20 protein-coding genes are annotated in these 21230 nt (G+C 62.3%); 10 read left to right on the forward strand and 10 right to left on the reverse strand.

From position 1 onward, the window contains the following. Nucleotides 1-6 precede the first annotated feature (6 nt). From DBAC_RS14630 to DBAC_RS14645, 4 genes are read left to right on the forward strand one after another with little or no spacing between them, the layout of a single operon-like run. Nucleotides 7-864 (forward strand): ABC transporter permease, encoded by an 858-nt coding sequence (locus DBAC_RS14630; RefSeq protein WP_015775086.1) that lies wholly within the window; start codon nucleotides 7-9, stop codon nucleotides 862-864. 1 nt (nucleotide 865) lies between these two features. Continuing rightward, the gene (locus DBAC_RS14635) at nucleotides 866-1852 is read left to right on the forward strand and encodes an ABC transporter ATP-binding protein (RefSeq protein ID WP_015775087.1); all 987 of its coding nucleotides are present in this window, start codon (nucleotides 866-868) and stop codon (nucleotides 1850-1852) included. Then, a complete protein-coding gene (locus DBAC_RS14640) occupies nucleotides 1849-2823 on the forward strand; it encodes an ABC transporter ATP-binding protein (protein ID WP_015775088.1) in 975 nt (324 codons plus the stop codon). Before DBAC_RS14635 ends, DBAC_RS14640 begins: the two co-directional genes overlap by 4 nt. Before the next feature lie 9 nt (nucleotides 2824-2832). Next, on the forward strand, nucleotides 2833-3657 hold the full coding sequence (locus DBAC_RS14645) for a M55 family metallopeptidase (RefSeq protein ID WP_015775089.1): 825 nt from the start codon (nucleotides 2833-2835) through the stop codon (nucleotides 3655-3657). A 68-nt stretch (nucleotides 3658-3725) separates the two neighbouring features. On the opposite strand, the gene eutC is transcribed toward DBAC_RS14645, so the two are convergent. The 6 genes from eutC to DBAC_RS14675 all read right to left on the reverse strand — a co-directional run bounded on the left by eutC (nucleotide 3726) and on the right by DBAC_RS14675 (nucleotide 10254). Next, entirely contained in the window at nucleotides 3726-4544 is an 819-nt protein-coding gene (eutC, locus tag DBAC_RS14650; RefSeq protein ID WP_015775090.1) for an ethanolamine ammonia-lyase subunit EutC, read from the reverse strand. Beyond that, a complete protein-coding gene (locus tag DBAC_RS14655) occupies nucleotides 4541-5899 on the reverse strand; it encodes an ethanolamine ammonia-lyase subunit EutB (protein WP_015775091.1) in 1359 nt (452 codons plus the stop codon). Before DBAC_RS14655 ends, eutC begins: the two co-directional genes overlap by 4 nt. Before the next feature lie 67 nt (nucleotides 5900-5966). Next, the gene (locus tag DBAC_RS14660) at nucleotides 5967-7076 is read right to left on the reverse strand and encodes a glycoside hydrolase family 3 protein (protein ID WP_228644898.1); all 1110 of its coding nucleotides are present in this window, start codon (nucleotides 7074-7076) and stop codon (nucleotides 5967-5969) included. Nucleotides 7077-7187: 111 nt separating this feature from the next. Then, complete coding sequence (locus DBAC_RS14665) at nucleotides 7188-8501, reverse strand: TRAP transporter large permease (RefSeq protein WP_228644900.1); 1314 nt, start codon at nucleotides 8499-8501, stop codon at nucleotides 7188-7190. An 8-nt stretch (nucleotides 8502-8509) separates the two neighbouring features. Further along, the gene (locus DBAC_RS14670) at nucleotides 8510-9046 is read right to left on the reverse strand and encodes a TRAP transporter small permease subunit (protein WP_015775094.1); all 537 of its coding nucleotides are present in this window, start codon (nucleotides 9044-9046) and stop codon (nucleotides 8510-8512) included. A gap of 152 nt (nucleotides 9047-9198) precedes the next feature. Next, nucleotides 9199-10254 carry a TRAP transporter substrate-binding protein gene (locus DBAC_RS14675; RefSeq protein ID WP_015775095.1) on the reverse strand — a complete coding sequence of 352 codons (1056 nt, stop codon included), beginning with the start codon at nucleotides 10252-10254 and terminating at the stop codon, nucleotides 9199-9201. A gap of 698 nt (nucleotides 10255-10952) precedes the next feature. Here DBAC_RS14675 and DBAC_RS14680 point away from each other — a divergent pair. The 5 genes from DBAC_RS14680 (at nucleotide 10953) to DBAC_RS14700 (ending at nucleotide 17013) form a co-directional block, all read left to right on the forward strand. Beyond that, nucleotides 10953-11936, forward strand: a complete 984-nt coding sequence (locus DBAC_RS14680; protein ID WP_015775096.1) for a BMP family protein — start codon at nucleotides 10953-10955, stop codon at nucleotides 11934-11936. 45 nt (nucleotides 11937-11981) lie between these two features. Beyond that, entirely contained in the window at nucleotides 11982-13511 is a 1530-nt protein-coding gene (locus DBAC_RS14685) for an ABC transporter ATP-binding protein (RefSeq protein ID WP_015775097.1), read from the forward strand. Further along, a complete protein-coding gene (locus DBAC_RS14690) occupies nucleotides 13508-14557 on the forward strand; it encodes an ABC transporter permease (RefSeq protein WP_015775098.1) in 1050 nt (349 codons plus the stop codon). The genes DBAC_RS14685 and DBAC_RS14690 overlap by 4 nt, the downstream gene beginning before the upstream one ends. A 1-nt stretch (nucleotide 14558) precedes the next feature. After that, nucleotides 14559-15500, forward strand: a complete 942-nt coding sequence (locus DBAC_RS14695) for an ABC transporter permease (RefSeq protein WP_015775099.1) — start codon at nucleotides 14559-14561, stop codon at nucleotides 15498-15500. 244 nt (nucleotides 15501-15744) lie between these two features. Then, nucleotides 15745-17013 (forward strand): amidohydrolase family protein, encoded by a 1269-nt coding sequence (locus tag DBAC_RS14700; protein ID WP_015775100.1) that lies wholly within the window; start codon nucleotides 15745-15747, stop codon nucleotides 17011-17013. A gap of 39 nt (nucleotides 17014-17052) precedes the next feature. On the opposite strand, the gene DBAC_RS14705 is transcribed toward DBAC_RS14700, so the two are convergent. The 3 genes from DBAC_RS14705 to DBAC_RS14715 are packed head-to-tail and all read right to left on the reverse strand — an operon-like array spanning nucleotide 17053 to nucleotide 18013. Continuing rightward, nucleotides 17053-17373, reverse strand: coding sequence for a type II toxin-antitoxin system RelE/ParE family toxin (locus tag DBAC_RS14705; protein ID WP_015775101.1), 321 nt, complete (start codon nucleotides 17371-17373; stop codon nucleotides 17053-17055). Beyond that, a complete protein-coding gene (locus DBAC_RS14710; RefSeq protein WP_015775102.1) occupies nucleotides 17370-17600 on the reverse strand; it encodes a type II toxin-antitoxin system ParD family antitoxin in 231 nt (76 codons plus the stop codon). Before DBAC_RS14710 ends, DBAC_RS14705 begins: the two co-directional genes overlap by 4 nt. Nucleotides 17601-17659: 59 nt before the next feature. After that, on the reverse strand, nucleotides 17660-18013 hold the full coding sequence (locus tag DBAC_RS14715) for a GrlR family regulatory protein (protein ID WP_015775103.1): 354 nt from the start codon (nucleotides 18011-18013) through the stop codon (nucleotides 17660-17662). A gap of 222 nt (nucleotides 18014-18235) precedes the next feature. Between DBAC_RS14715 and DBAC_RS14720 the strand changes: the two genes are divergently transcribed. Further along, entirely contained in the window at nucleotides 18236-19372 is a 1137-nt protein-coding gene (locus DBAC_RS14720; RefSeq protein WP_015775104.1) for an MFS transporter, read from the forward strand. Between the two features lie 108 nt (nucleotides 19373-19480). On the opposite strand, the gene hcp is transcribed toward DBAC_RS14720, so the two are convergent. Then, entirely contained in the window at nucleotides 19481-21178 is a 1698-nt protein-coding gene (gene hcp, locus DBAC_RS14725) for a hydroxylamine reductase (protein ID WP_015775105.1), read from the reverse strand. Nucleotides 21179-21230: the final 52 nt, after the last annotated feature.

Below are 21230 nucleotides of genomic sequence, written 5' to 3' on the forward strand. Positions count from 1 at the left end.
ACGCCCGTGGCACTGCATCCATTTTTCCGCGAACTGCGGCTCACCCTGGGCATACTCGCACGCAACCCCTCGGCCGTGATCGGCGGGGTCATCATCGCAGTCATGGTCCTCCTGGCCGTGGGCGCACCGCTCCTGGCTCCCTTTGACCCCGTGCGCCTGTCCCTGTCCGACCGGCTTTTGGCACCGGGCACGACGCATTACTTCGGCACGGACGAGCTTGGCCGCGACATATTCTCCCGCGTCATGTTCGGCGCGCGCATCTCCCTCTCCATCGGCCTTCTGGTCATCGCCGTGGCCGGGATCACGGGCGCGCTCATCGGTGCGACGTCCGGATATTTCGGGGGCAGGACCGACAACGTGATCATGCGCTTCATGGACGTCGTCCTGTCCTTTCCGTCCCTCATCCTGGCTCTGGCCCTGGCTGCGGCCTTGGGGCCGAGCCTCGTGAACGCCATTTTGGCCACCGCCTTCGTCATGATCCCCAAATTCGCCCGGCTCGTGCGCGGCGAGGCCATGGTCGTGCGCGAGATGCCCTATGTGGCCGCCAGCCGGGTCGCCGGGGCCGGACACGGCTTCATCATCCGCCGCCACATCCTGCCCAATTGCCTGAACTCGGCCATTGTCCTCGCCACCCTGACCCTTGGCGACGCCATTCTCATCGCGGCCTCCCTGTCCTTCATCGGCCTCGGTGCCCAGCCGCCCACCCCGGAGTGGGGGGCCATGATCGCCTCGGGCCGCAAATTCCTGATGGACCAGTGGTGGTACGCGACCTTCCCTGGCCTCTTCATCCTGTTCACGGTCATCGGCTTCAACATCTTCGGCGACGCCCTGCGCGACGTCCTCGACCCGCGAATCAGGCGCTGACATGACAACCACACCGCCACTCCTCGACATCCGCAACCTTTCCGTCAGCTTCGACACCTATCAGGGCCAGGCCCGCGTGCTGGACAAGGCAAGCCTGAGCGTAAGGCACGGCGAGATCATGGGCCTGGTCGGCGAAACCAGCTGCGGCAAGTCCGTGCTCTCGCGCTCCATCCTGCGCATCATCCCCTCGCCTCCGGGGCGCATCGACGGGGGCGAGATCTTCTTCGAGGGTCAGGACCTGCTCAAATTGCCGCGCACGGCCATGCGCAAGCTGCGCGGCGAGCGCATCTCCATGATCTTTCAGGAACCCATGAGCAGCCTGAACCCCGTCTTTTCCGTGGGCAACCAGATGCGCGAAGTGGTCCGCTCCCATCGCCCGGTCAGCCGGGGCGAAGCCAACGCCATCTGCCTTGAGATGCTGAGTTCCGTGCGCCTGCCGGATCCCGAGTCCGTGCTCGCGGCCTACCCGCACGAACTGTCGGGAGGCATGCGCCAGCGGGTCATGATCGCCATGGCCCTGACCTGTCGTCCGGCGCTGCTGCTGGCCGACGAGCCGACCACGGCCCTCGATGTCACGGTCCAGGGCCAGATCCTGGCCATCCTGGCCGAGCTCGCCGCGAGCCAGGGGCTGTCCATCCTCTTTGTCACCCACGACATGGGCGTGGTCGCCCAGCTCTGCCACCGCGTGGCGGTCATGTACGCAGGCCAGGTCGTGGAGGTCGCGGACGTCGAGAGCCTCTTCGCCCGCCCGGCCCATCCGTACACGCAGGGGCTCATCGCCTCCATCCCCGGACGGACCACAGGCGGCGAGCTGTACGCCATTCCGGGCAGCGTGCCGAGCTGTCTCGCTCCTCCGCCGGGCTGCCGCTTTCACACGCGCTGCACCCACGCCGGACCGGACTGCAGCCGGGCCGTCCCTGAGATGGTGCGCGTGGCCTCGGACCACAGTGTGGCCTGCCACCTCTGTCCCACGGGAGGCGCGCTGTGAACGAGTCGCTGCTCCGCGTCCAGGACCTGTGCAAAGCCTTTGCTGTGGGAGGAAGTTTTCTGGGGGGAAAGAAGTGGCTGCGGGCGGTGGACAAGGTCTCCCTGCACGTGGACCGTGGCGAGACCCTGGGACTTGTCGGGGAGTCGGGCAGCGGAAAGACCACCGTCGGCAACCTGATCTTGCGCCTGCTCTCCCCGGACAGCGGCGCGATCGTCTTCGAGGGCGTGGACATGACCCGGCTGGCCGGCTCGGAGCTGGTCAAGGCCAGGGCGCGCATGCAGGTCGTCTTTCAGGATCCGCAGAGCTCCCTGGACCCGCGCATGACCGTGGGATCCATCGTCTCCCTGCCGCTCAAGATCCTGGGCCTGGCCAAAGGAAGCGCGCTTCGCGAGCGGGCGGCGTCGAGCCTGGCCGAAGTGGGCCTCGGGCCCGAATGCCTGGACCGGTATCCGCACGAATTTTCCGGCGGGCAGCGACAGCGCATCGGGCTCGCGCGCGCCCTGGTCGCGAGTCCCGCCTTCGTGATCATGGACGAGCCCACCAGCGCCCTCGATGTCTCGGTCCAGGCGCAAATCCTGAACCTCATGGGCGATCTGCAGTCCCGCCACGGCCACGCCTACCTCTTCATTTCCCATGATCTGACCGTGGTCCGCCATGTCAGCCATCGCATCGCGGTCATGTACTTGGGCGCCATCGTCGAGACGGCCCCCACGCAGACACTTTTCGACAATCCGGCCCACCCGTACACGCGGGCGCTCTTGGCGTCGGTCCCCGTTCCCGACCCGCGCAACCGCCGCAACCTGGCCCTCCTGACCGGGGACGTGCCGAGCCCCGTGGACCTGCCGCCGGGGTGCCGTTTTCATCCGCGTTGCCCCGAGGCGCTGCCGCAATGCGCCAGCCTCGACCCGCCGAGGGTCGTGCTCGCTCCCGGACATGAGGTCGTCTGTCATCTTCACCAGCAAAATACGTAAGGATACACCATGAAAATCTATATCAGCGCAGACATCGAAGGCGTGGGCAGCGTGGCTCGCCACGAACATTCCCGTGTGGACGGCCGCGAATACCCCCTGGCGCGCCGGTTGATGACAAACGAGGTCAACGCGGCCATTCGCGGCGCCTTCGAGGCCGGGGCCATGGATGTGACCGTGTCGGATTCGCACAACGTGGGCCTCAACCTGCTGCCCGAGGAGCTCGACGAGCGCGCCCGCCTGGTCATGGGCTCGCCGCGCACCCTGTCCATGATGCACGGCATCGACGCCACGTTCTCGGCCGCGTTCTTCGTCGGCTATCACGCCATGGGCGGCACCATGGACGCGAGCATCGTGCACACTTTCACGGGCAGAATCCAGGAAGTGCACTTCAATGGAGTCAAGATCGGGGAGATCGGACTGAACGCGGCCCTGGCCGGACACTTTGGTGTGCCCGTGGCCTTCGTGGCCGGAGATCTGGCCGCCTGCCGCGAGGCCGAAGCCCTGCTGCCGGGTGTGCGCACCCTGGCGGTCAAGGAAGCCATCGGGGCCTACGCCGCCATCTGCGAGCACCCCGCCAAAACATGTCGGGCCATCCACGCCGCGGCCATGGAAGCGATCACCAATCCCCCCAAGGTCAAGCCGCTGGTTTTCTCCGGCGAGGTCGAGTTGACGGTGCGCTGCACCACGGCGTCAGGCGCCGACCGCGCAGGCATGATCCCGCGCACGAAACGCCTGGACGACCTCACCGTGAGCTACGTCGGAAGCGATGTGATCGAAGCCTTCAAAGCCTTCAACACCATGAGCTGTCTGGTGGAGCTGGTGCCGTTCATTTAGGGGATGAGAATCGTCCGCCCGCAAAACGAAAGGCGTTTGCGGGCGGATTTGAAAAGTATGGATCTCCGTCAGTTCTGCGCAAGTTCCGGCAACGGTCTGCCGAACGGCAGATAGTCCGCCGCCATCATGTCTTTGAGCCCCACTCCGCTGTTACCCAGCCGAAAGGCTTCCTCCACCAGGTAGCCGAGCTTGCGCACGCCCTCGGGCACGCTCAGTCCCCCGTCACGCACGTTGGAGATGCAGTTGCGCCTCTCGTCCGTGGTGCCGGGGCCGGGATTCATGGTCAGGTAGATGCCCATGGAGTTGGGCGAGGACAGGCCTGGCCGCTCGCCGATAAGGATGATCGACAGTCTGGCTGAAAGGACGCTCGCGATCTCGTCGGCGATGGCCACCCGCGCGTTTTCCACCACGCAGACCGGCGAGAGGCTGAGCCCCGCCTGACCAAAAACTTTCGAGCAGGCCAGGACAAAGGGCTCGGCGTTCTCGTGGATGGCCCTTGCCGAGAGGCCGTCGCCCACCACCAGGCAGATATCAAATCCCGTCTTCTCCCTTTCCAGAAGGGCCCGCGAACGCAGGCTGAGCCGCCGCCCCTTGTCCGGACGGGTCAGGTATTCGCTCCGGTCGGCCACGCTTGATTCCAGTTCCAGACAGGCCAGCTTGGCTCCAGCCACCTCGGTCCCAGCCAGACGCGCGGCCAGTTCGGTCCTGCGAAACGGCGAATGCACCGCGTCGCGAGCCCGGGCATGATCGAGCCTGAAGGACAGACTTTCTTTGAGCGGCAGACTGGAGCCGGACCGCCCCAGGGCGATGCGGGCGGCGGTAAAGCGCCTGAGCTCGGACCAAGGATCTTCGATGACTGGGTGAAAAGATGAGGTCGGTTCGTTCATTTTTCCCCCGCGACCCCGTTCGGCAGGGCCAGAAGCCGGTTGGACTTCTCAATGGGCACAAGCCCCCCGGCCCCGTCCATGATGCCGGACGATTCAAGCCACGCCGCGAACTCTGGCGCGGGCTTGCGTCCCAAAAGTTTGCGCAGGTAGGCCGCGTCGTGAAAGGACGTGGACTGATAGTTGAGCATGATGTCATCCGCGCCGGGCACGCCCATGACAAAGGTGCAGCCCGCAGTTCCCAGCAGGGTCAGGAGGGCGTCCATGTCGTCCTGATCGGCCTCGGCGTGATTGGTGTAACAGACGTCCACGCCCATGGGCAGGCCCATGAGCTTGCCGCAGAAATGGTCCTCCAGTCCGGCGCGGGTGATCTGCTTGCCGCTCAGCAGATATTCCGGACCGATGAACCCGACCACCGTATTGACCAGCAGCGGCTCGAACTTCCGGGCCACGGCGTAGGCCCGGACCTCGATGGTCTGCTGGTCCACCCCGTGATGCGCCCCGGCCGAAAGCGCGCTGCCCTGGCCGGTCTCGAAATACATGACGTTGTCGCCGACAGTGCCGCGCCCCAAAGACCGCGTTGCCTCCAGCGCCTCCTGCAACAGCGAAAGCGTTACGCCGAAGCTTGCGTTGGCTCCTTCAGTCCCGGCGATGGACTGGAAACAGAGATCCACGGGCGCGCCGCGCTTTATGGCCTCCATGGTCGTAGTCACGTGGGTCAGCACGCAGCTTTGGGTCGGGATGGCGTACCGGGAAATCAGCCCATCAAGCATGTCCGAGATGCGGCAGATGTTGTCCAGGTTGTCCGTGGCCGGATTGATGCCGATGACCGCATCCCCGCAGCCGTAGCACAGCCCGTCCAGGGTGGAGGCGGCGATGCCCTTCAGGTCGTCGGTGGGATGATTCGGCTGCAGGCGCACCGAGAAAGTGCCGGGCAAGCCGATGGTGTTGCGGAAGCGGGTCACGACCCGGCACTTGGAGGCGACCAAAATGAGATCCTGCAGGCGCATCAGCTTGGACACGGCGGCGACCATCTCCGGAGTCAGGCCCGGAGCCAGTCGCGCCAGGGCCGCACCGTCCGCCTCGTCGGTCAGCAGCCAGTCGCGCAGCTCACCCACGCTCAAACTCCGCACCGGCGCAAAGGCTTCGGGATCGTGGGAGTCGACGATCAACCGCGTGACCTCGTCGTCCTCGTAGGGGATGACGAACTCCTCCAGAAAGCGGGTCAGCGGCACTTCGGCCAGCGCCATCTGGGCGCGCACTCGCTCCTCTTCCGTGCTTGCTGCCACCCCGGCCAGGACGTCGCCGGAACGCAAGGGCGTGGCCTTGGCGAGCAAATCCTTCATTGTTCGTTTCATCTCAAATCCTTCAGGGCAAGGCGGAGCCGGAAGTTTCTGAATTGGCTTCCGCAAATTGCGCGGGAGGTCATGGCCGCACCTGCGGCGCCCAGGCAAAACTGGTGTAGAACTGCTGCTTGGCGGCCTGAATGCGCTGATACGAGGCTGCAATTCTTTCGACGGACAGGCGCCCGTCCTCCACGGCCTTGACCAGAATATCAATGGCTTTGGGTACGATCTCGGGATCGTAATCCAGGTTGTTGCCGAAAACCAGCACATCCACCCCGGCCTCGACAGCCAGAAGAATCGCTTCGGCCTGGCCATAATGGTCGGCGATGGCGCGCATCTGCATGTCGTCGGAGACGATGACGCCCTGAAAACCCAGACGCTGCCGCAAAAGCCCCGTCAGCACAGCCTTGGACAGGGTGCTGGGGTAGGCATCATCAAGCTGGCGCAGGAAGAGATGCCCAGTCATGATCAGCGGGCTGGCCTTCAGCGGTATCAGCATCTCGTAGGGACGCAGCTCCGCAGCGCTCCAGGTGTTGCTGATGTCGGTCAGTCCACGATGCGAGTCCGCCGAGGCGCTGCCATGCCCGGGAAAATGCTTGAGACAGGGCAGCACGCCCTGCGCCAGCAGCCCTCGGCAGAAAGCATGGGCATGGAGCGCGACGAGGTCCGGATCGGCGGAGAAACTGCGTTCCAGGGCACCAATGGCCGGACTTTGCGGATTAATGTCCACATCCGCCACGGGTGCGAAATTGAGATTCACGCCAAGGTCCGCCAGCAGCTTTCCGGTCCGCTCGCCCTCAAGCCGGGTCTGGTCCGAACTGCCCTGCCCCATGGCCTTGGCCGAAGGACCGGGCGCAAAACCCCGATCCTCCCGGAAGCGACGCACCCGTCCGCCTTCCTGATCCACGGCGACAAAGAGCGGGACCCGAGCGTTTGCCTGCAGACTCGCGGTCAGAACCCGGACCTGCTCCGGGCTCTGGATGTTGCGTTCCGGACTTTGCAACTGCACATCGCGATCAAAGAGGATCACGCCCCCAAGATTGTGCTCCCGTATGTCGCGCAGGATCGGGGAGGCCCCGTCAACGGTTGTTCCGCGAAAACCGACCAGAAGCATCTGGCCGATCATGTCGCGAAGAAGCGTCTGCTCCGCTGCGAGCAACGGGCCAGGCACCACGGTAAGCAATAGCATGCAGGCAACACCCCGACAAAAAATTCCAAATGACGTCATGTTTTCCCTCTCTTGCTGGAAGCCGGGAGGACGCCCCTGACAGGGAGCCCCCCGGCTGTGTTGCTGCGTTCGTTACTTGGGAAAGTACAGCTCCGGCAAGTAGAGGGCGATCTGCGGAAAAGTGATGATCAGGCCAAGGCCGATGATCATCAAGGTCACGAAAGGCACGATGGAGCCGTAGATGTCGACCAGGGTGACTTCCTTGGGCGCCATGGCCTTCATCAGGAAGAGGTTGTAGCCGAACGGCGGGGTCATGTAGGCGATCTGGCAGGTTACGGTATAAAGAACGCCGTACCAGATGGGGTTGAAGCCAAGAGCGATGATGAGCGGGATGTACAGCGGCGCGACGATGACCAGCATGGCCGTATCGTCCAGAAACATGCCCATGATGATATAGGAAACCTGCATCATGATCAGCACGCCCCAGGGTGAAAGCCCCCACTTTTCAAGAAACAGGATTTCGATGGCGTGCACCGCGCCCAGCCCATCGAAGACTGCCCCGTAACAGAGTGCCGCCAGGATGATCCACATGAACATGCAGCTCACGGACAGCGTCTTGTGCAGCGATGAATCAAGCACCGTACGGCTCAAACGCCCCTTGGCCATGGCGGCGATCATGGCCGCGGCCGCGCCCACGGCGGAGCTTTCGACCAGACTGGTCACGCCCAGCATGAAAAGGCCGGTGACCATGAAGACGATGGCAATGGGGACAATGCCCGCACGCAGCAGGGCGATCTTCTCCCTACCGGAGATGCTGGAACGCTCCTCAAAGGAAAGGGACGGCCCCAGAGCCGGGTTCAGCTTGCAGCGGATCACGATATAGCCCACGAACAACAAGGCCAGCAAAAGCCCCGGAAACACTCCGGCCAACCAGAGCTGACTGACCGGCTGGCGTGCGATCATGCCATATAGGACCAGCACGATGCTCGGCGGAACCATGATCCCGAGCGAACTTCCGGCCTGGATCACGCCGGTGATCATCTTCTTGTCATAACCCCTTTTGAGCATCTCGGGCAGGGCGATGCTCGTGCCGATGGCCATGCCCGCAACAGACAGCCCGTTCATGGCCGAAATGGCGACCATGAGCACCACCGTGCCGATGGCCAGGCCGCCGTTCAGGGGCCCCATCCAGACATGAAACATCTTGTAGAGGTCATTGGCGATGCCCGATTCGCTCAGCATGTAGCCCATGAAGATAAAAAGCGGCAGGGTCAGGAGCGGAAACCAGTTCAGGAGCACCATGCTCGCGTTGAAAGGCATCTCCGAGCCGCCGTCGCCCCAAAGCAGGAGCGAAGCTGCCGCTCCGACAAAGCCCACGGCTCCAAAGACCCTCTGTCCGGTCAGCAGCAGCACCATGAGGGTCGTGCACATAAGAAGAGCAATCATTTCATAGCTCATGGCATCACATCTCCGTAGGTTTTGAGCATGTCCACGCCCATGGCTTTGGATATGTCCTTGATCAGGCGGGACACGCACTGCAGCACCATGAGCACTATGCCGACGACCATGATGATCTTGATCGGCGAAAGCGGCGGAGCCCAGGCGGAATAGTTCTTCTGGCCGTACTCCAGGGAATAGGCGGTGCTCGATATGCCGCCATAAAGCAGCATGCCGAGATAAAAAAGCAGGAAGAAGGACGTGAACGCGTCGATGATGGCCCGGGTCTTTGGTGTCCAGGTGCTGTAGAGCACGTCCATGCGCACATGCCCGCGCAGGATGACCGAATAGCCGCCTCCGAGAAGATAGTAGGCGGCCATGGTGAACTGCGCCAGCTCCACGGCCCAGACCACGGGTGAATTGAGCAGGCTTCGTGAAAAAGACGCATACAGAAGGATGAACATCATCACGAACATGAGGTACATGGCGAATTTGCCGACCAGACGGTTGAGGGCGTCCACGTATTTCGTATATGTCACCAATGCTTTGAACACAGGGCACCTCGCAAAGGATTATGGCTTACCCCAGGCAGCCGCCTTTTCGGGCGCAACGGGGGAATCGGTCCCTTAAGCCGGGGAACGGGAAGGGCCCGGCTCCCTTGGAAGCCGGGCGGATTGATTTCCGGACAGGTACGTTACCGGCTGCGCTAGGCGTAACGGTACGGCTTGCCCGCCTTTTTCATGGTCTCGGTGTAATCCTTGAGGATCTGGACAACTTTGGCGCAACGGGGACTGGTGGCCGCGATTTCGTCCCAGTATTTGACCGCTTCCGCCTCCACCTGGGCCCATTCTTCCTCGGGGATGGTGGTCAGTTCGAGCTTTCCGCCTTTGGTGCGGTAGTGTGCCTCTCCCCACCAGTACCAGTGCTGGCGATAGTAGTTGGAGCTGTCCATGGTGACCTTGAAGAGAGTCTTCAAATGATCGGGAACCTGTTCCCATTTGTCGGAGTTGGCGAAATACGAACCCACCCAGGCACCGTTTATGTTATTGGTCAGATAGTATTTCGTCACATCGGCCCAGCCCACGGTATAGTCCTCGGTGATGCCGGACCAGGCGATGCCGTCCAGCTCTCCGGTCTGCAGGGCCACTTCAACGTCTTCCCAGGGCAGGGTGACGGGCACCACGCCGAAACGCTGCATGAATTTGCCACCGGTGGGAAAGGTGAAGACGCGCTTTCCCTTCAGATCGGCCAGCGAGCGGATGGGCTGCTTGGTGGCGAAGTTGCATGGATCCCATGCGCCGGCTCCGAGCCAGGTCACGCCTTTGACTTCGCTGTAGGCCTCCTGCCATATCTCATTCAAACCGTAATGGTTGAAGAGGGTGGGCACATCGAGAGAATAGCGCGTTGCGAAGGGAAAGTACGCGGCGAAAACGGCCACGTCGACGGGCGCGGCGATGGAGTCGTCGTCGCTCTGCACGGCGTCGATGGTGCCGCGCTGCATGGCCCTGAACAGTTCGGGCGTGGGCACGAGCTGGTCCGCGTTATAGAGTTCAATGACCATGTCGCCGCTTGCAATTTTGTTGAAGGCATCGATCTGCGGCTTGATGACATGCTCGGCCAGGGCAGGACCGGCGTACGTCTGCAGACGCCAGCGGATGGGCGTTTTTTTGGAAGCATGCACAAAGGGTGCGTTGACCACTGTCGCTGCCGCCGCGGCGGTGGCTCCCAGCCCTGCCATTTTGACAAACTCTCTTCTTTTCATGAGTCCAGCTCCGTGTTGACCGTTTCTGTATAAAACCAAAAAATTATCGCTTTTTTGGTGCTCCATGATTGACAATTCATTCTCATGATGCCCGCATCAGCCCAAAATCCTGCTGACAAACCTGAAAAAGCAATAACTCGGCCAACACTTTTCAATTTTGAATTTATCTTATTATTTCAAATTGTAATACATATTTTTATTAGCAGAAACATCACTTATGAAGAATAAAACCCTTATTTTTTGCTCAATTGAGTCACTTTTTTTTAATTCATTTAACAAAATTGAATAAAGTAACCAATAGTCCTTACGCATGGTGACGTATGACACCTGGAGCCGACTGGAAGCGGGCCAAAAACAAGCGAAGCAACATCACGTCTCGTCTTGTGAAAATATTTTCTTTCGAAAGCGAGCAATATTTTCATTTACGATCAAATATTATTCAATTTTGTAATAATTATTTCCGGAAGCACCACCGCGACACAAGCCGGGGGTCATCAAAAAGAGACCGCAGCGGAGCTCCGAGCATCCTTTTTTTATGGACAAAAAGTGCGCCATTAGGCATCAGCCGTATGACACAAAGCCCGGCCTTCCGGGCGGGTCGCAGATTCCACGCGCCGCGACTGCCGGTTCCGGCTGGCACGCATGGTGCTTCAACGTGTCCGGCTCATTTCCATCCAACCATGAAACACGAGGACATCATGAAACGCATCCTGTTCCTGGCCGTGCTCGGCCTGACCCTCTTCCTGGGCACCGCCGCCATGGCCGAAAAAATCAAAGTCGCGGGCATCTACACCCAGCCCATCCAGCAGAAATGGGACGCCACCCTGCACAAGGCCCTTTTAAAGGCCGAGGCGGCGGGCGAAATCGAGTATGTCTGGAGCGAAAAAGTCTCCAATACCGACTACATCCGCGTCCTGCGCGAGTACTCCGAAGCCGGCGTACAGCTCATTGTCGGCGAAGCCTTCGGCATCTCCCGCGACGTGCGCAAGGTCGCCAAGGACTATCCGAACGTGGCCTATCTCATGGGCGACACTTTCGGCCCGGACGGCAAAAATCTTTCTGTGTTCGACAACTACATCCACGAGCCCTGCTACCTCATGGGCATGGTCGCCGGGGCCATGACCAAGACGAACAAAATCGGCATGGTCGGCGGCTACCCTATCGGCGAAGTCAACCGCCTCTTCCACGCCTTCATGGCCGGTGCCAAGGCCACCAATCCGGCAGTAGAGTTCAAAGTATCCTTCATCGGCTCCTGGTATGATCCGCCGAAAGCCAAGGAATTCGCCTACGCCCAGGTCGAAGCCGGCGTGGACGTGCTCTATGCCGAGCGCTCCGGTGTGGTCGATGCGGCCCGTGAAAAGGGCATCATCGCCTTTGGCAACGTCAACGACATGAACAAGGAAGAAAACGGCGAGAACGTGGTCGTGTCCTCGGCCCTGTGGCACATGGAAGCGGCCCTGAACCACGCCATCGAGCGGGTCAAGGCCGGCACCTTCGCCGCTGAAGACTACCGCGAATGGACCATGATGGCCAAGGGCGGCGCGTCCCTGTCCCCCTTCTACGAGTTCGAGGACAAGATCCCCGCCGACGTGAAAGCCAAAGTCGCCGAGACCGAAGCCGCCATCAAGGCCGGGACCCTGGTCATCGAGATCAACGACGACGAACCCAAATCCACCTTCTGATCCCAAGGGGGCCGAGACAATCCGGCCCCTTTTTTTCGGTTCATCATGTCCATCACACCTTTACTGCGACTTTCCGGCATAACCAAGACTTTCGGGCCGCTGAAAGCCAACGACGACATCTCCCTGACGCTGGCCGAAGGCGAGATGCTGGCGCTGCTCGGAGAAAACGGCGCGGGCAAGACCACGCTCATGTCCATTCTCTTCGGTCACTACGTGGCCGACGGCGGCAGCGTTGAAGTCCTTGGACGCCCCCTGCCTCCGGGCTCTCCCCGGGCCGCGCTTGCGGCCGGGATAGGCATGGTCCACCAGCATTTCACCCTGGCCGACAACATGACCGTGCTCGAGAACATCATGCTCGGCACCGAGCCGCTATGGGCATTTCGCCGGGGCTCGGCCCGCGCCCGGGCCAAGCTCGGCTCCCTCATGGACCGCTTCCGGTTGCGCGTGGACCCAGGCGCGAAGGTACGCGCCCTGTCCGTGGGCGAACGCCAGCGCGTCGAAATCCTCAAAGTCCTGTACCGCGACGCCCGCATCCTCATTCTCGACGAACCCACGGCCGTGCTCACCCCCCAGGAGAGCGACCACCTCTTCGCCACTTTGCGCGAACTGGTGAACCAGGGCGTGTCCGTCATCTTCATCACGCACAAGCTGCGCGAGGTCATGACCGCCAGCGACCGCTGCGTGGTCCTGCGCCACGGCAGGGTAGTGCTTGAAACTTCGACGAAGGGGACGTCCGCCGAGGAACTGGCCAAGGCCATGGTCGGCGCGAACATCCCCCAGACCACGCGCACTCCGCACCCGCCAGGAGACGAAATCCTCTTTCTGGACCGCGTCCGCGCCAGCGCCCCGGATCGCGGAGCGAGCCTTGACGAGCTATGCTTGTCGGTGCGCGCCCATGAGATCCTCGGCATAGCGGGCGTCTCCGGCAACGGCCAAGCCCTGCTGGCGGATCTCCTGTCCGGCCTCGTCGCTCCGACCGGCGGCAGCGTCGTCCTTCGCGGACAGACCGTGAGCCGCCTCACCCCGGCGGCCATGATCCGGTCCGGCGTGGGGCGCGTGCCCGACGACCGCACCGGCACGGGACTGGTGGCGGACATGACGGTCATGGAAAACCTGTCCACGGAGATCTACCGCCTGCCCGGCTTTTCCAAACGTGGCATGCTCAATTTCAAGGCCCTGGCCTCCCGCGCCGCGCAGCTCACGGACGTCTTCGACATCCGCTGCGCCGGTCCGGGCGCGCCGGTGCGCAAACTTTCGGGCGGCAACATGCAAAAGCTCATCCTGGCCCGCGTCCTGTCCCAGGGCCCGCACCTGATCCTGGCCAACCAGCCGACCTGGGGCCTCGATGTCGGAGCCACCGCCGCCGTGCACCAGCACCTGCTGGACGCGGCCCGGCGCGGAGCCGGAGTGGTTCTCATCTCCGAGGACCTGGACGAGCTCTTTCAACTCTCGGACCGCATCCAGGTCATGTATCAAGGGCAGCTTTCCGACCCGGAAAACACAGCCACGGTGGACCGGGCCAAACTCGGCCTCATGATGAGCGGCCAGAACTTCGACAGCCGGGGGGCCGCATGAGACTCGAACCCCGCGAATCCGTGGCCCTCACCTGGCAGCTCGGCGCACCGTTCCTGGCCGTCATCGCCTCCATGGCGATCTGCTCCGGACTCATCCTCTGGGCCGGGGCTTCGCCGCTTTCCGCCTGGGGGCTGCTCCTCAAAGGTGCTCTGGGCTCCACCTTCGCCCTGACCGAAACCCTGACCCGCGCCACCCCGCTCATCTTCACCGGCCTGGCCGCAGCCGTGGCCTTCCGGGCCAAGCTCTGGAACATCGGCGGCGAGGGCCAGTTCTACGTCGGGGCCTGCATGGCCACCTGGCTCGGCACGGGCATGATCACCCTGCCCGCATGGCTCATGATCCCCTTTCTCTTCCTGTCCGGCGCACTGGCAGGCGGACTCTTCCTGCTGGTCCCGACCTGGCTCAAGACGCAGCTCAAGGTCGACGAGGTGGTCACCACCCTGCTCCTCAACTTCGTGGTCCTCCTGGTCGTCAACTGGCTGGTCTTCGGCCCCTGGAAGGATCCCATGGCCATGGGCTGGCCTCAGGCCGCGCCCGTCATCGACCAGGCCATGCTGCCCGTGCTCGTGCCCAAGTCCAGCCTGCACCTGGGTTTCATCCTGGCCCTGGCCTGCGCCCTGACCATATGGTGGATGATGCGCTTCACAATCTGGGGCTTCGAAATCCGCGCAGTCGGCGCAAGCATGAAGGCCAGCACCTTTGCCGGCATGCCCGTCCAGGCCACCATCGTCCGCACCGCGCTCATAAGCGGCGGGCTGGCGGCCATGGCAGGCGTCAGCGAACTGTGCGGCGTGAAGGGCTACCTGACCCTCGATCTGTCCCCCGGCTTCGGCTATTCCGGCATCGTCGTGGCCATGCTCGCCGCCCTGCATCCACTCGGAGTGGTGCTCTCGGCCACGTTCATCGCGGTCATCTACATCGGGGCCGATTCCATGAGCCGCGCCATAAATATCTCCAATTACATCGCGGATGTGACCACGGCCGTGAGCCTGCTCACGGTGCTGCTGGCCATGTTCCTGACCCGCTACCGCATCCGCTGGAAATAACATGGACATCCTCTCCCTCTTCCTCGAAACCGGATTCTGGCTGGCAATGGTGCGCATGGCCACCCCGCTCATCTTCGGCACCATGGGCGAACTGATCTGCGAACGGGCCGGGGTACTGAACCTCGGCATCGAAGGCATCATGGCCGCAGGCTGCATGTCCGGCTGGACCTGGGTCTTCCTCGGCGGCACCCTCTGGGGCGGCGTGCTCTTCGCCGCCTGCGTGGGCGCGGCCCTCGGGCTCCTGCACGCCGTCTTCACCGTGCACCTCGGCCTGTCCCAGCACGTCACGGGCCTCGGCATCACCATGCTCGGCGCAAGCCTCAGCTCCTTCGTCTTCCGCATGGTCCTGCCCCAGGTCACCACCCCGCCCAAGATCGTTCCCTTTGCGCCGCTCGACATCCCCGTGCTCTCCAGCCTGCCCTTCATCGGCCCGGTCCTCTTCAGCCAGACGGCGCTTACCCTCCTGGCCTTCATCCTCGTCGGCGTCACGGCCTACGTGCTGCTGCGCACCCCCCTGGGCCTCGCCCTGCGCATGGTCGGCGAAAACCCGCTGGCCGCCGAAGCACAGGGCCTCTCGGTCCTTGGCCTGCGCACCGGCGCGGTCATGGTCGGCTCCGCCTTCATGGCCGTGGGCGGCGCATTTTTAACACTCGCCGCCTTCGACGCTTTCTACATCGGCATGGTCAACGGACGCGGCTGGATCTGCATCGCCCTCGTCGTCTTCTCCTCCTGGAAACCCGGCAAGGCGCTCCTCGGCGCGCTCCTCTTCGCCGCCTTCGACGCCATCCAGATGCGCGTCCAACAGCAATCCATCTCCGCCATACCATATCAATTCTATCTCATGCTCCCCTACCTCTGCTCCATTCTCGCCCTCATCACCATGTCCAGAAAAGCAGCCTACCCCAAGGCCTTGCTGGTTCCCTTCCGCAAGGGTGAGAGGTAGAGAGGGAAGAAATGCGGGGCGCTGCCCCGCACCCCGCAAGGGACGCGTCCCTTGACCCAGTCTGGGGTGCAGGGGGATTATCCCCTTGCCCGCCGGAGGCTTTCTTTAATAGGTACTGCGCGGTAGAAGAAGCGGGGCTCCGCCCCACACCCCGCAAGGGACAAGTCCCTTGACCCGATTATTGGGGTGCAGGGGATCATCCCCTGCCCGCCGGAGGCACTCTTATTTCATCGAGGTGATTATCATGCTGGATTTGCTTATCATCAACGCCGCCCTGCCTGGGGAGGAGGCGCTAGTCGAGATTGGCTGCAAGGATGGCCGGATTGTTGCGGTTGAACCGAGTATCAAGGCTGAGGCGGCTCAGGTCATTGACGCCAAGGGATATCTGGTGACTCCGCCTTTCGTGGACAGCCATTTCCATATGGACGCGACCTTGTCGGCGGGGCTGCCGCGCAGGAACGAGACGGGCACGCTGCTGGAGGGAATTCGGATTTGGGGCGAGCTCAAGCCCGACCTGACGCCGGAGGCTATCAAGGACCGGGCCATGAAGCTGCTGCGCTGGAGCGTGGCCAAGGGCAATCTGGCCATCCGCACCCATGTGGACACGACGGATCCGAGTCTCATGGCTGTGGATGTGCTGCTGGAAGTGCGCGAGGAGATGAAGGATTTCGTGGACATCCAGCTGGTGGCCTTTCCCCAGGACGGGGTGTTGCGCGCCCCGCGCGGGGTGGAACTGCTGGAGCGGGCTCTCGATAAGGGCGTGGACGTGGTCGGCGGCATCCCGCATTTCGAGCGGACCATGGATCAGGGCCGGGAGTCGGTGCGCGTGCTGTGCGAGATCGCGGCCATGCGCGGGCTCATGGTGGACATGCACTGCGACGAGTCCGACGACCCGCTTTCCCGGCACGTGGAGAGCCTGGCGTTTGAGACGCAAAGGCTGGGGCTACAGGGCCGGGTCACGGGCTCGCACCTGACCAGTATGCACTCCATGGACAATTATTACGTGTCGAAGCTGTTGCCGCTCATGGCCGAGGCGGGTTTGCACTGCGTGTGCAACCCGCTGGTGAACATGAACCTGCAAGGCCGCCACGACACGTACCCCAAGAGACGGGGGCTCATGCGCGTGCCGGAGCTGATGAACTTAGGGCTCAACGTGTCCTTCGGCCACGACGACATCATGGACCCCTGGTACCCCATGGGCACCCACGACATGCTCGAAGTGGCGCACATGGGAGCGCACGCCCTGCACATGACTGGCGTGGATGGTTTGAAGAAGATGTTTGCGGCCGTGACCGTGAACGGTGCCAAAACCATGGGACTGGAAAGTTACGGACTTGAGCCCGGCTGCAACGCGGACATGGTCATCCTGCAGGCCGCAAGCGAGATTGAAGCCCTGCGCCTGCACCCGGCACGCCTGTGGGTCATCCGTCGCGGCAAGGTCATCAGCCGGACCCCGGAAGTGGTGGCCAGCGTGGAGTTGGGAGAGGGCGAGGAGTTGGTGGATTTTACATAAGGCAGAGATGGAGTTGCCGACCAACGGCACGGTATGGCCTTATTCGTCCTGCAACCAGTTCGGAACGTCGCGTCGTGTGTGCAGGATGCGCCACACATCGACATGGGCCTCCCGGACGACGTAAAAGACCAGATACGGGAAGCGCTTCAGCGGCCAGGAACGCAAGCCCGGCAGGTCCAGTTCGTGCGCGAAACGGGTCGAGCCGCTTTCCGGGTGCCGACCGATCTGCGTAAAGGTCCGTTCGAGGGCGTCGATGAAGCCCAAGGCGGCTCCCCCTGCCCCTTCCTCCAGATAGTGCCCGATGGCCTCCTCGATGTCCCGATGGGCACGCTCGCGAGGAACGACGGGAAACGCCTTCACCTGCGGTTTGAGCGCCGGACCCGGCCACGCAGCGCTTCGAAATACGCGCCATCGGCCGGTTCACGCTCCGGAGATGACACTCCGGCAAGAAGCAGGGCGCGCAGACGCTGACGGTCCTGATCTTTGCGGATCAATTCCCGTACGTATTCGCTGCTCGTGCCGTAACCACGACTCGCAACCTGCTCATCCACAAAACTCTTGAGGGGCTCGGGGAGAGAAATGTTCATGGTGCTCATAGATAAAACATAGCGATTTTGGCAAAAATTGGCAAGATCAAATACCAATCTCAGATGTTGCCGTCGTCCGCCAATTCCCCGAGCCAATGCCCACTGATGCGCAGACGCACCACGTGGTGCCCGTGCGCATGCCCCACCATTTCAAAAGAGCGGGCTGACGCATCGAGGCTGCCGTCAATGTCCAGATTTGCCGTCTTGAACATGCCAAGATCCGGGGGTGCCTGCGGATTCCATTTGCGCACGAGCAGATTGCCGCGCACCGCCCCATCCACCGCGGCCAGACGGCCTTGCCAGACATAGCCGGGCCCGCCGCCGTTGACCAATCCGTGCCTGAACACCGCGACGCCTTCTTCAGTCCTGTCGTACGCCACGAAGCGCAGCCAATAGATCCCGTCCTGCATCATGAGTCCCCTTTGCTTTCCCGGACGGCTTGCGTACCGACGGAACTTCGCATTGTGGCGCATGGAAGAGACAAAGGCAAACCGCCGCCCCCCCCCTTCCGAACTTGACACCCGCCGTCAACCGTCTCATGCCGTTGCGTCGGCCATGCGTCCTGTCCTGCTCCACGACTTTCGGTCACGTAACTCAGCAACCATCAGCGCCCTGCGGCGCTTCGGGATACGTCCATGAACTCTCCACAAAACAGGCCCATGTACCTGTTCCTCATCGCCTTGGCCGTATTGAGCGCCCTGGGGTTCCAGGGTTGGCGCACGCTTTTCAATAACTACGCGGTGGAGGTGGCGCAGGTCACGGGTCAGCAGATGGGGATGATTCAGGGGCTACGCGAGGTGCCGGGATTTCTGGCTCTGCTGGTCGTCTACCTTCTGGTCTTCGTGCGCGAGCACCGTCTGGCCGTGCTATCGCTCATGGTCATGGGGCTGGGCGTGATGCTGACGGGCATGATGCCAAGCTACGGCGGCCTGGTCCTGGCCACCCTGGTCATGTCCTTCGGGTTCCACTACTATGAGACTTTAAGCCAATCCCTGACCCTGCAGTACTTCAGCGTCACCCAGAGCCCGGTGGTAATGGGCCGCCTGCGCGCGGCGGGTTCCATGGCCAATATCGCCATCGGCCTCGTCTTTCTGGTGGCCGTGAACCATGCCGGCTACCAGACCCTGTACATGCTGCTCGGCATCTTCATCATGGCCGCGGCCAGCCTCTTCCTGCTGGCCAAACCGACACGCACGGACCTGCCGCTGCAACGCAAGAACATGGTCCTGCGCCGCCGCTACTGGCTCTTTTACGTGCTGACCTTTTTGTCCGGCTCCCGGCGGCAGATTTTCGTGGCCTTCGCCGTGTTCCTGATGGTCTCGAAATTTGGATACACAATCACCGAGATCACGCTGCTGTTCATGCTCAACAACGCCGTGAACTCCTTCCTGAGCCCCATGATCGGCCGGGCTGTGAACCGCTTCGGAGAACGCAAGGTGCTGTCTCTGGAGTACACGGCCCTGTTCTTCGTCTTTCTCGGCTACGCCGTGACCGACAGCAAGCTCATGGTGGCCGTTCTCTATATCCTGGACCACATCTTCTACAATTTCGCCATGGCCATCCGCTCCTTTTTCCAGAAGATCGCCGACCCGCGCGACATCGCGCCGAGCATGGCCGTGGGTTTCACCATCAACCACATCGCGGCCGTGGTCATCCCCATCACGGGTGGCCTGCTCTGGATGGTGGACTACCGCATCCCCTTCGTGGGCGGCGCGGTGCTGAGCCTCGTGTCCCTGGCCTTCGTGCAGTGCATCCGTACCGAGAAGGCGTGATCCGTCGGGAAGCCAAAAAAAAGCGAAGGCGCTGCGCATCCGTTCGAAAACGCGAAAACCCCGGGTCCTTTGGACCTGGGGTTTTCGCGTTTTCCGGAGGGAGGAAAATCAGCCGAGGATGGCCTTCAAGTCCGCATCGGGGGTGGTGATGGGCTTGATGTCGAAGGTGTCGACCAGGACCTGCAGCACGTTCGGGGTGATGAAGGCGGGCAGGCTGGGTCCGAGGCGGATGCCCTTGATGCCCAGATGCAGGAGCGTCAGCAGGATGGCCACGGCCTTCTGCTCGTACCAGGACAGGACCATGGACAGAGGCAGGTCGTTCACGCCGCAATTGAAGGCACCGGCCAGAGCCACCGCGATCTGGATGGCCGAGTAGGCATCGTTGCACTGGCCGATGTCCAGGAGTCGCGGAATGCCGCCGATGTCGCCCAGCTTCTTGTCAAAGAAGCGGAACTTGCCGCAGGCCAGGGTCAGGACCACGCAATCCTGCGGAACCTTCTCCACGAACTCGGTGTAATAGTTGCGGCCGGGCTTGGCGCCGTCGCAGCCGGCAACCAGGAAGAAGTGACGGATGGCGCCGCTCTTGACCGCGTCGATGACCGTTCCGGCTACGTTCATGACCGCATTGCGGGCAAACCCGGTCAGCACGGAGCCCTTGTCCTCATCCTTGGCGAAGCCGGGCATGACCAGGGCCTTCTCGATAACCTTGGAGAAATCCTTGCTCACGTGGGTCACGCCGGGCCAGCCGACCAGGCCGGTAGTGAAGATGTTGCCCTTGTAGGACTCGACCGGATTCTGGATGCAGTTGGTGGTCATGAGGATCGCGCCGGGGAACTCGGCGAATTCCTTCTGCTGGTTCTGCCAGGCGGTGCCGTAGTGACCGTGGAAATGCGGGTGCTTTTTGAGTTCCGGATAGCCGTGGCAAGGCAACATCTCGCCGTGGGTATAGATGTTGATGCCCTTGCCGGCGGTCTGCTCCAGCAGCATGCCGAGGTCTTTCAGGTCATGGCCGGAGACCAGGATGGCCTTGCCCTTTTTGGGTCCCAGCGGGACTTCGGTCGGGACGGGGTGGCCGTAGGAGCCGGTGTTGGCGGCATCCAGGAGTTCCATGGCCTTCAGGTTGGCCTTGCCGCAGCCCAGACACAGCCCGATCAGCTCATCGAGTCCCAGACTCTGGTCCAGGGTGGCGGCCATGGCTTCATGGATGAAGTCATAGACCTCGTCGGACTCCTGGCCCAATATGGCCGCGTGATCCGCATAAGCGGCCACGCCGCGCAGGCCGTAGGTCAGGATCTGGCGCAGGGATTCGAGATCCGCGTTGACGTCGGGCCTCGGCGCGAAGCCGACCTTCTCGCCCATGGGCACCAGCTGCGTCGTGCCCGCGGCGGTGAAGGAAATTTCAGGGTGCTTGGTGAAATCGGGCTGTCCGCCGCCCAGGATCACGCGGGCCACTTTGGTCAGGAAGCCGGGTTCGGGTTCGCTTCCGAAGGAGACCTGGCCGCCGGCGGCCTTGACCTTCGTCTTCAAACGCTCCTTCAGGGCGTCGCAGCGCTCGATCATGGCCACGAAGCGGGCCGGATCGAAGTCCACATTGGTCAGGGTCGAGAAGATGGCTTCGCAGGAGAAGCGGTTCACTTCATTATCAACCACGCCCACCTTGCGGCCGGCATGGGCGTAAAGGGACAGGCCCTTGACGGAATGGGTCAAAAGATCCTGCAGCGCCGCCACTTCGGGAGTCTTCCCGCACACGCCGATTTTGTCGCAGCCTTTGCCCTTGGCAGTCTGTTCACACTGATTGCAAAACATGGTTCAACCTCCATGAGAGTTTTGTTGTCGTTGAGACCTCTCTATGCAGGTT

Source organism: Desulfomicrobium baculatum DSM 4028, from assembly GCF_000023225.1.
Classification (GTDB): domain Bacteria; phylum Desulfobacterota; class Desulfovibrionia; order Desulfovibrionales; family Desulfomicrobiaceae; genus Desulfomicrobium; species Desulfomicrobium baculatum.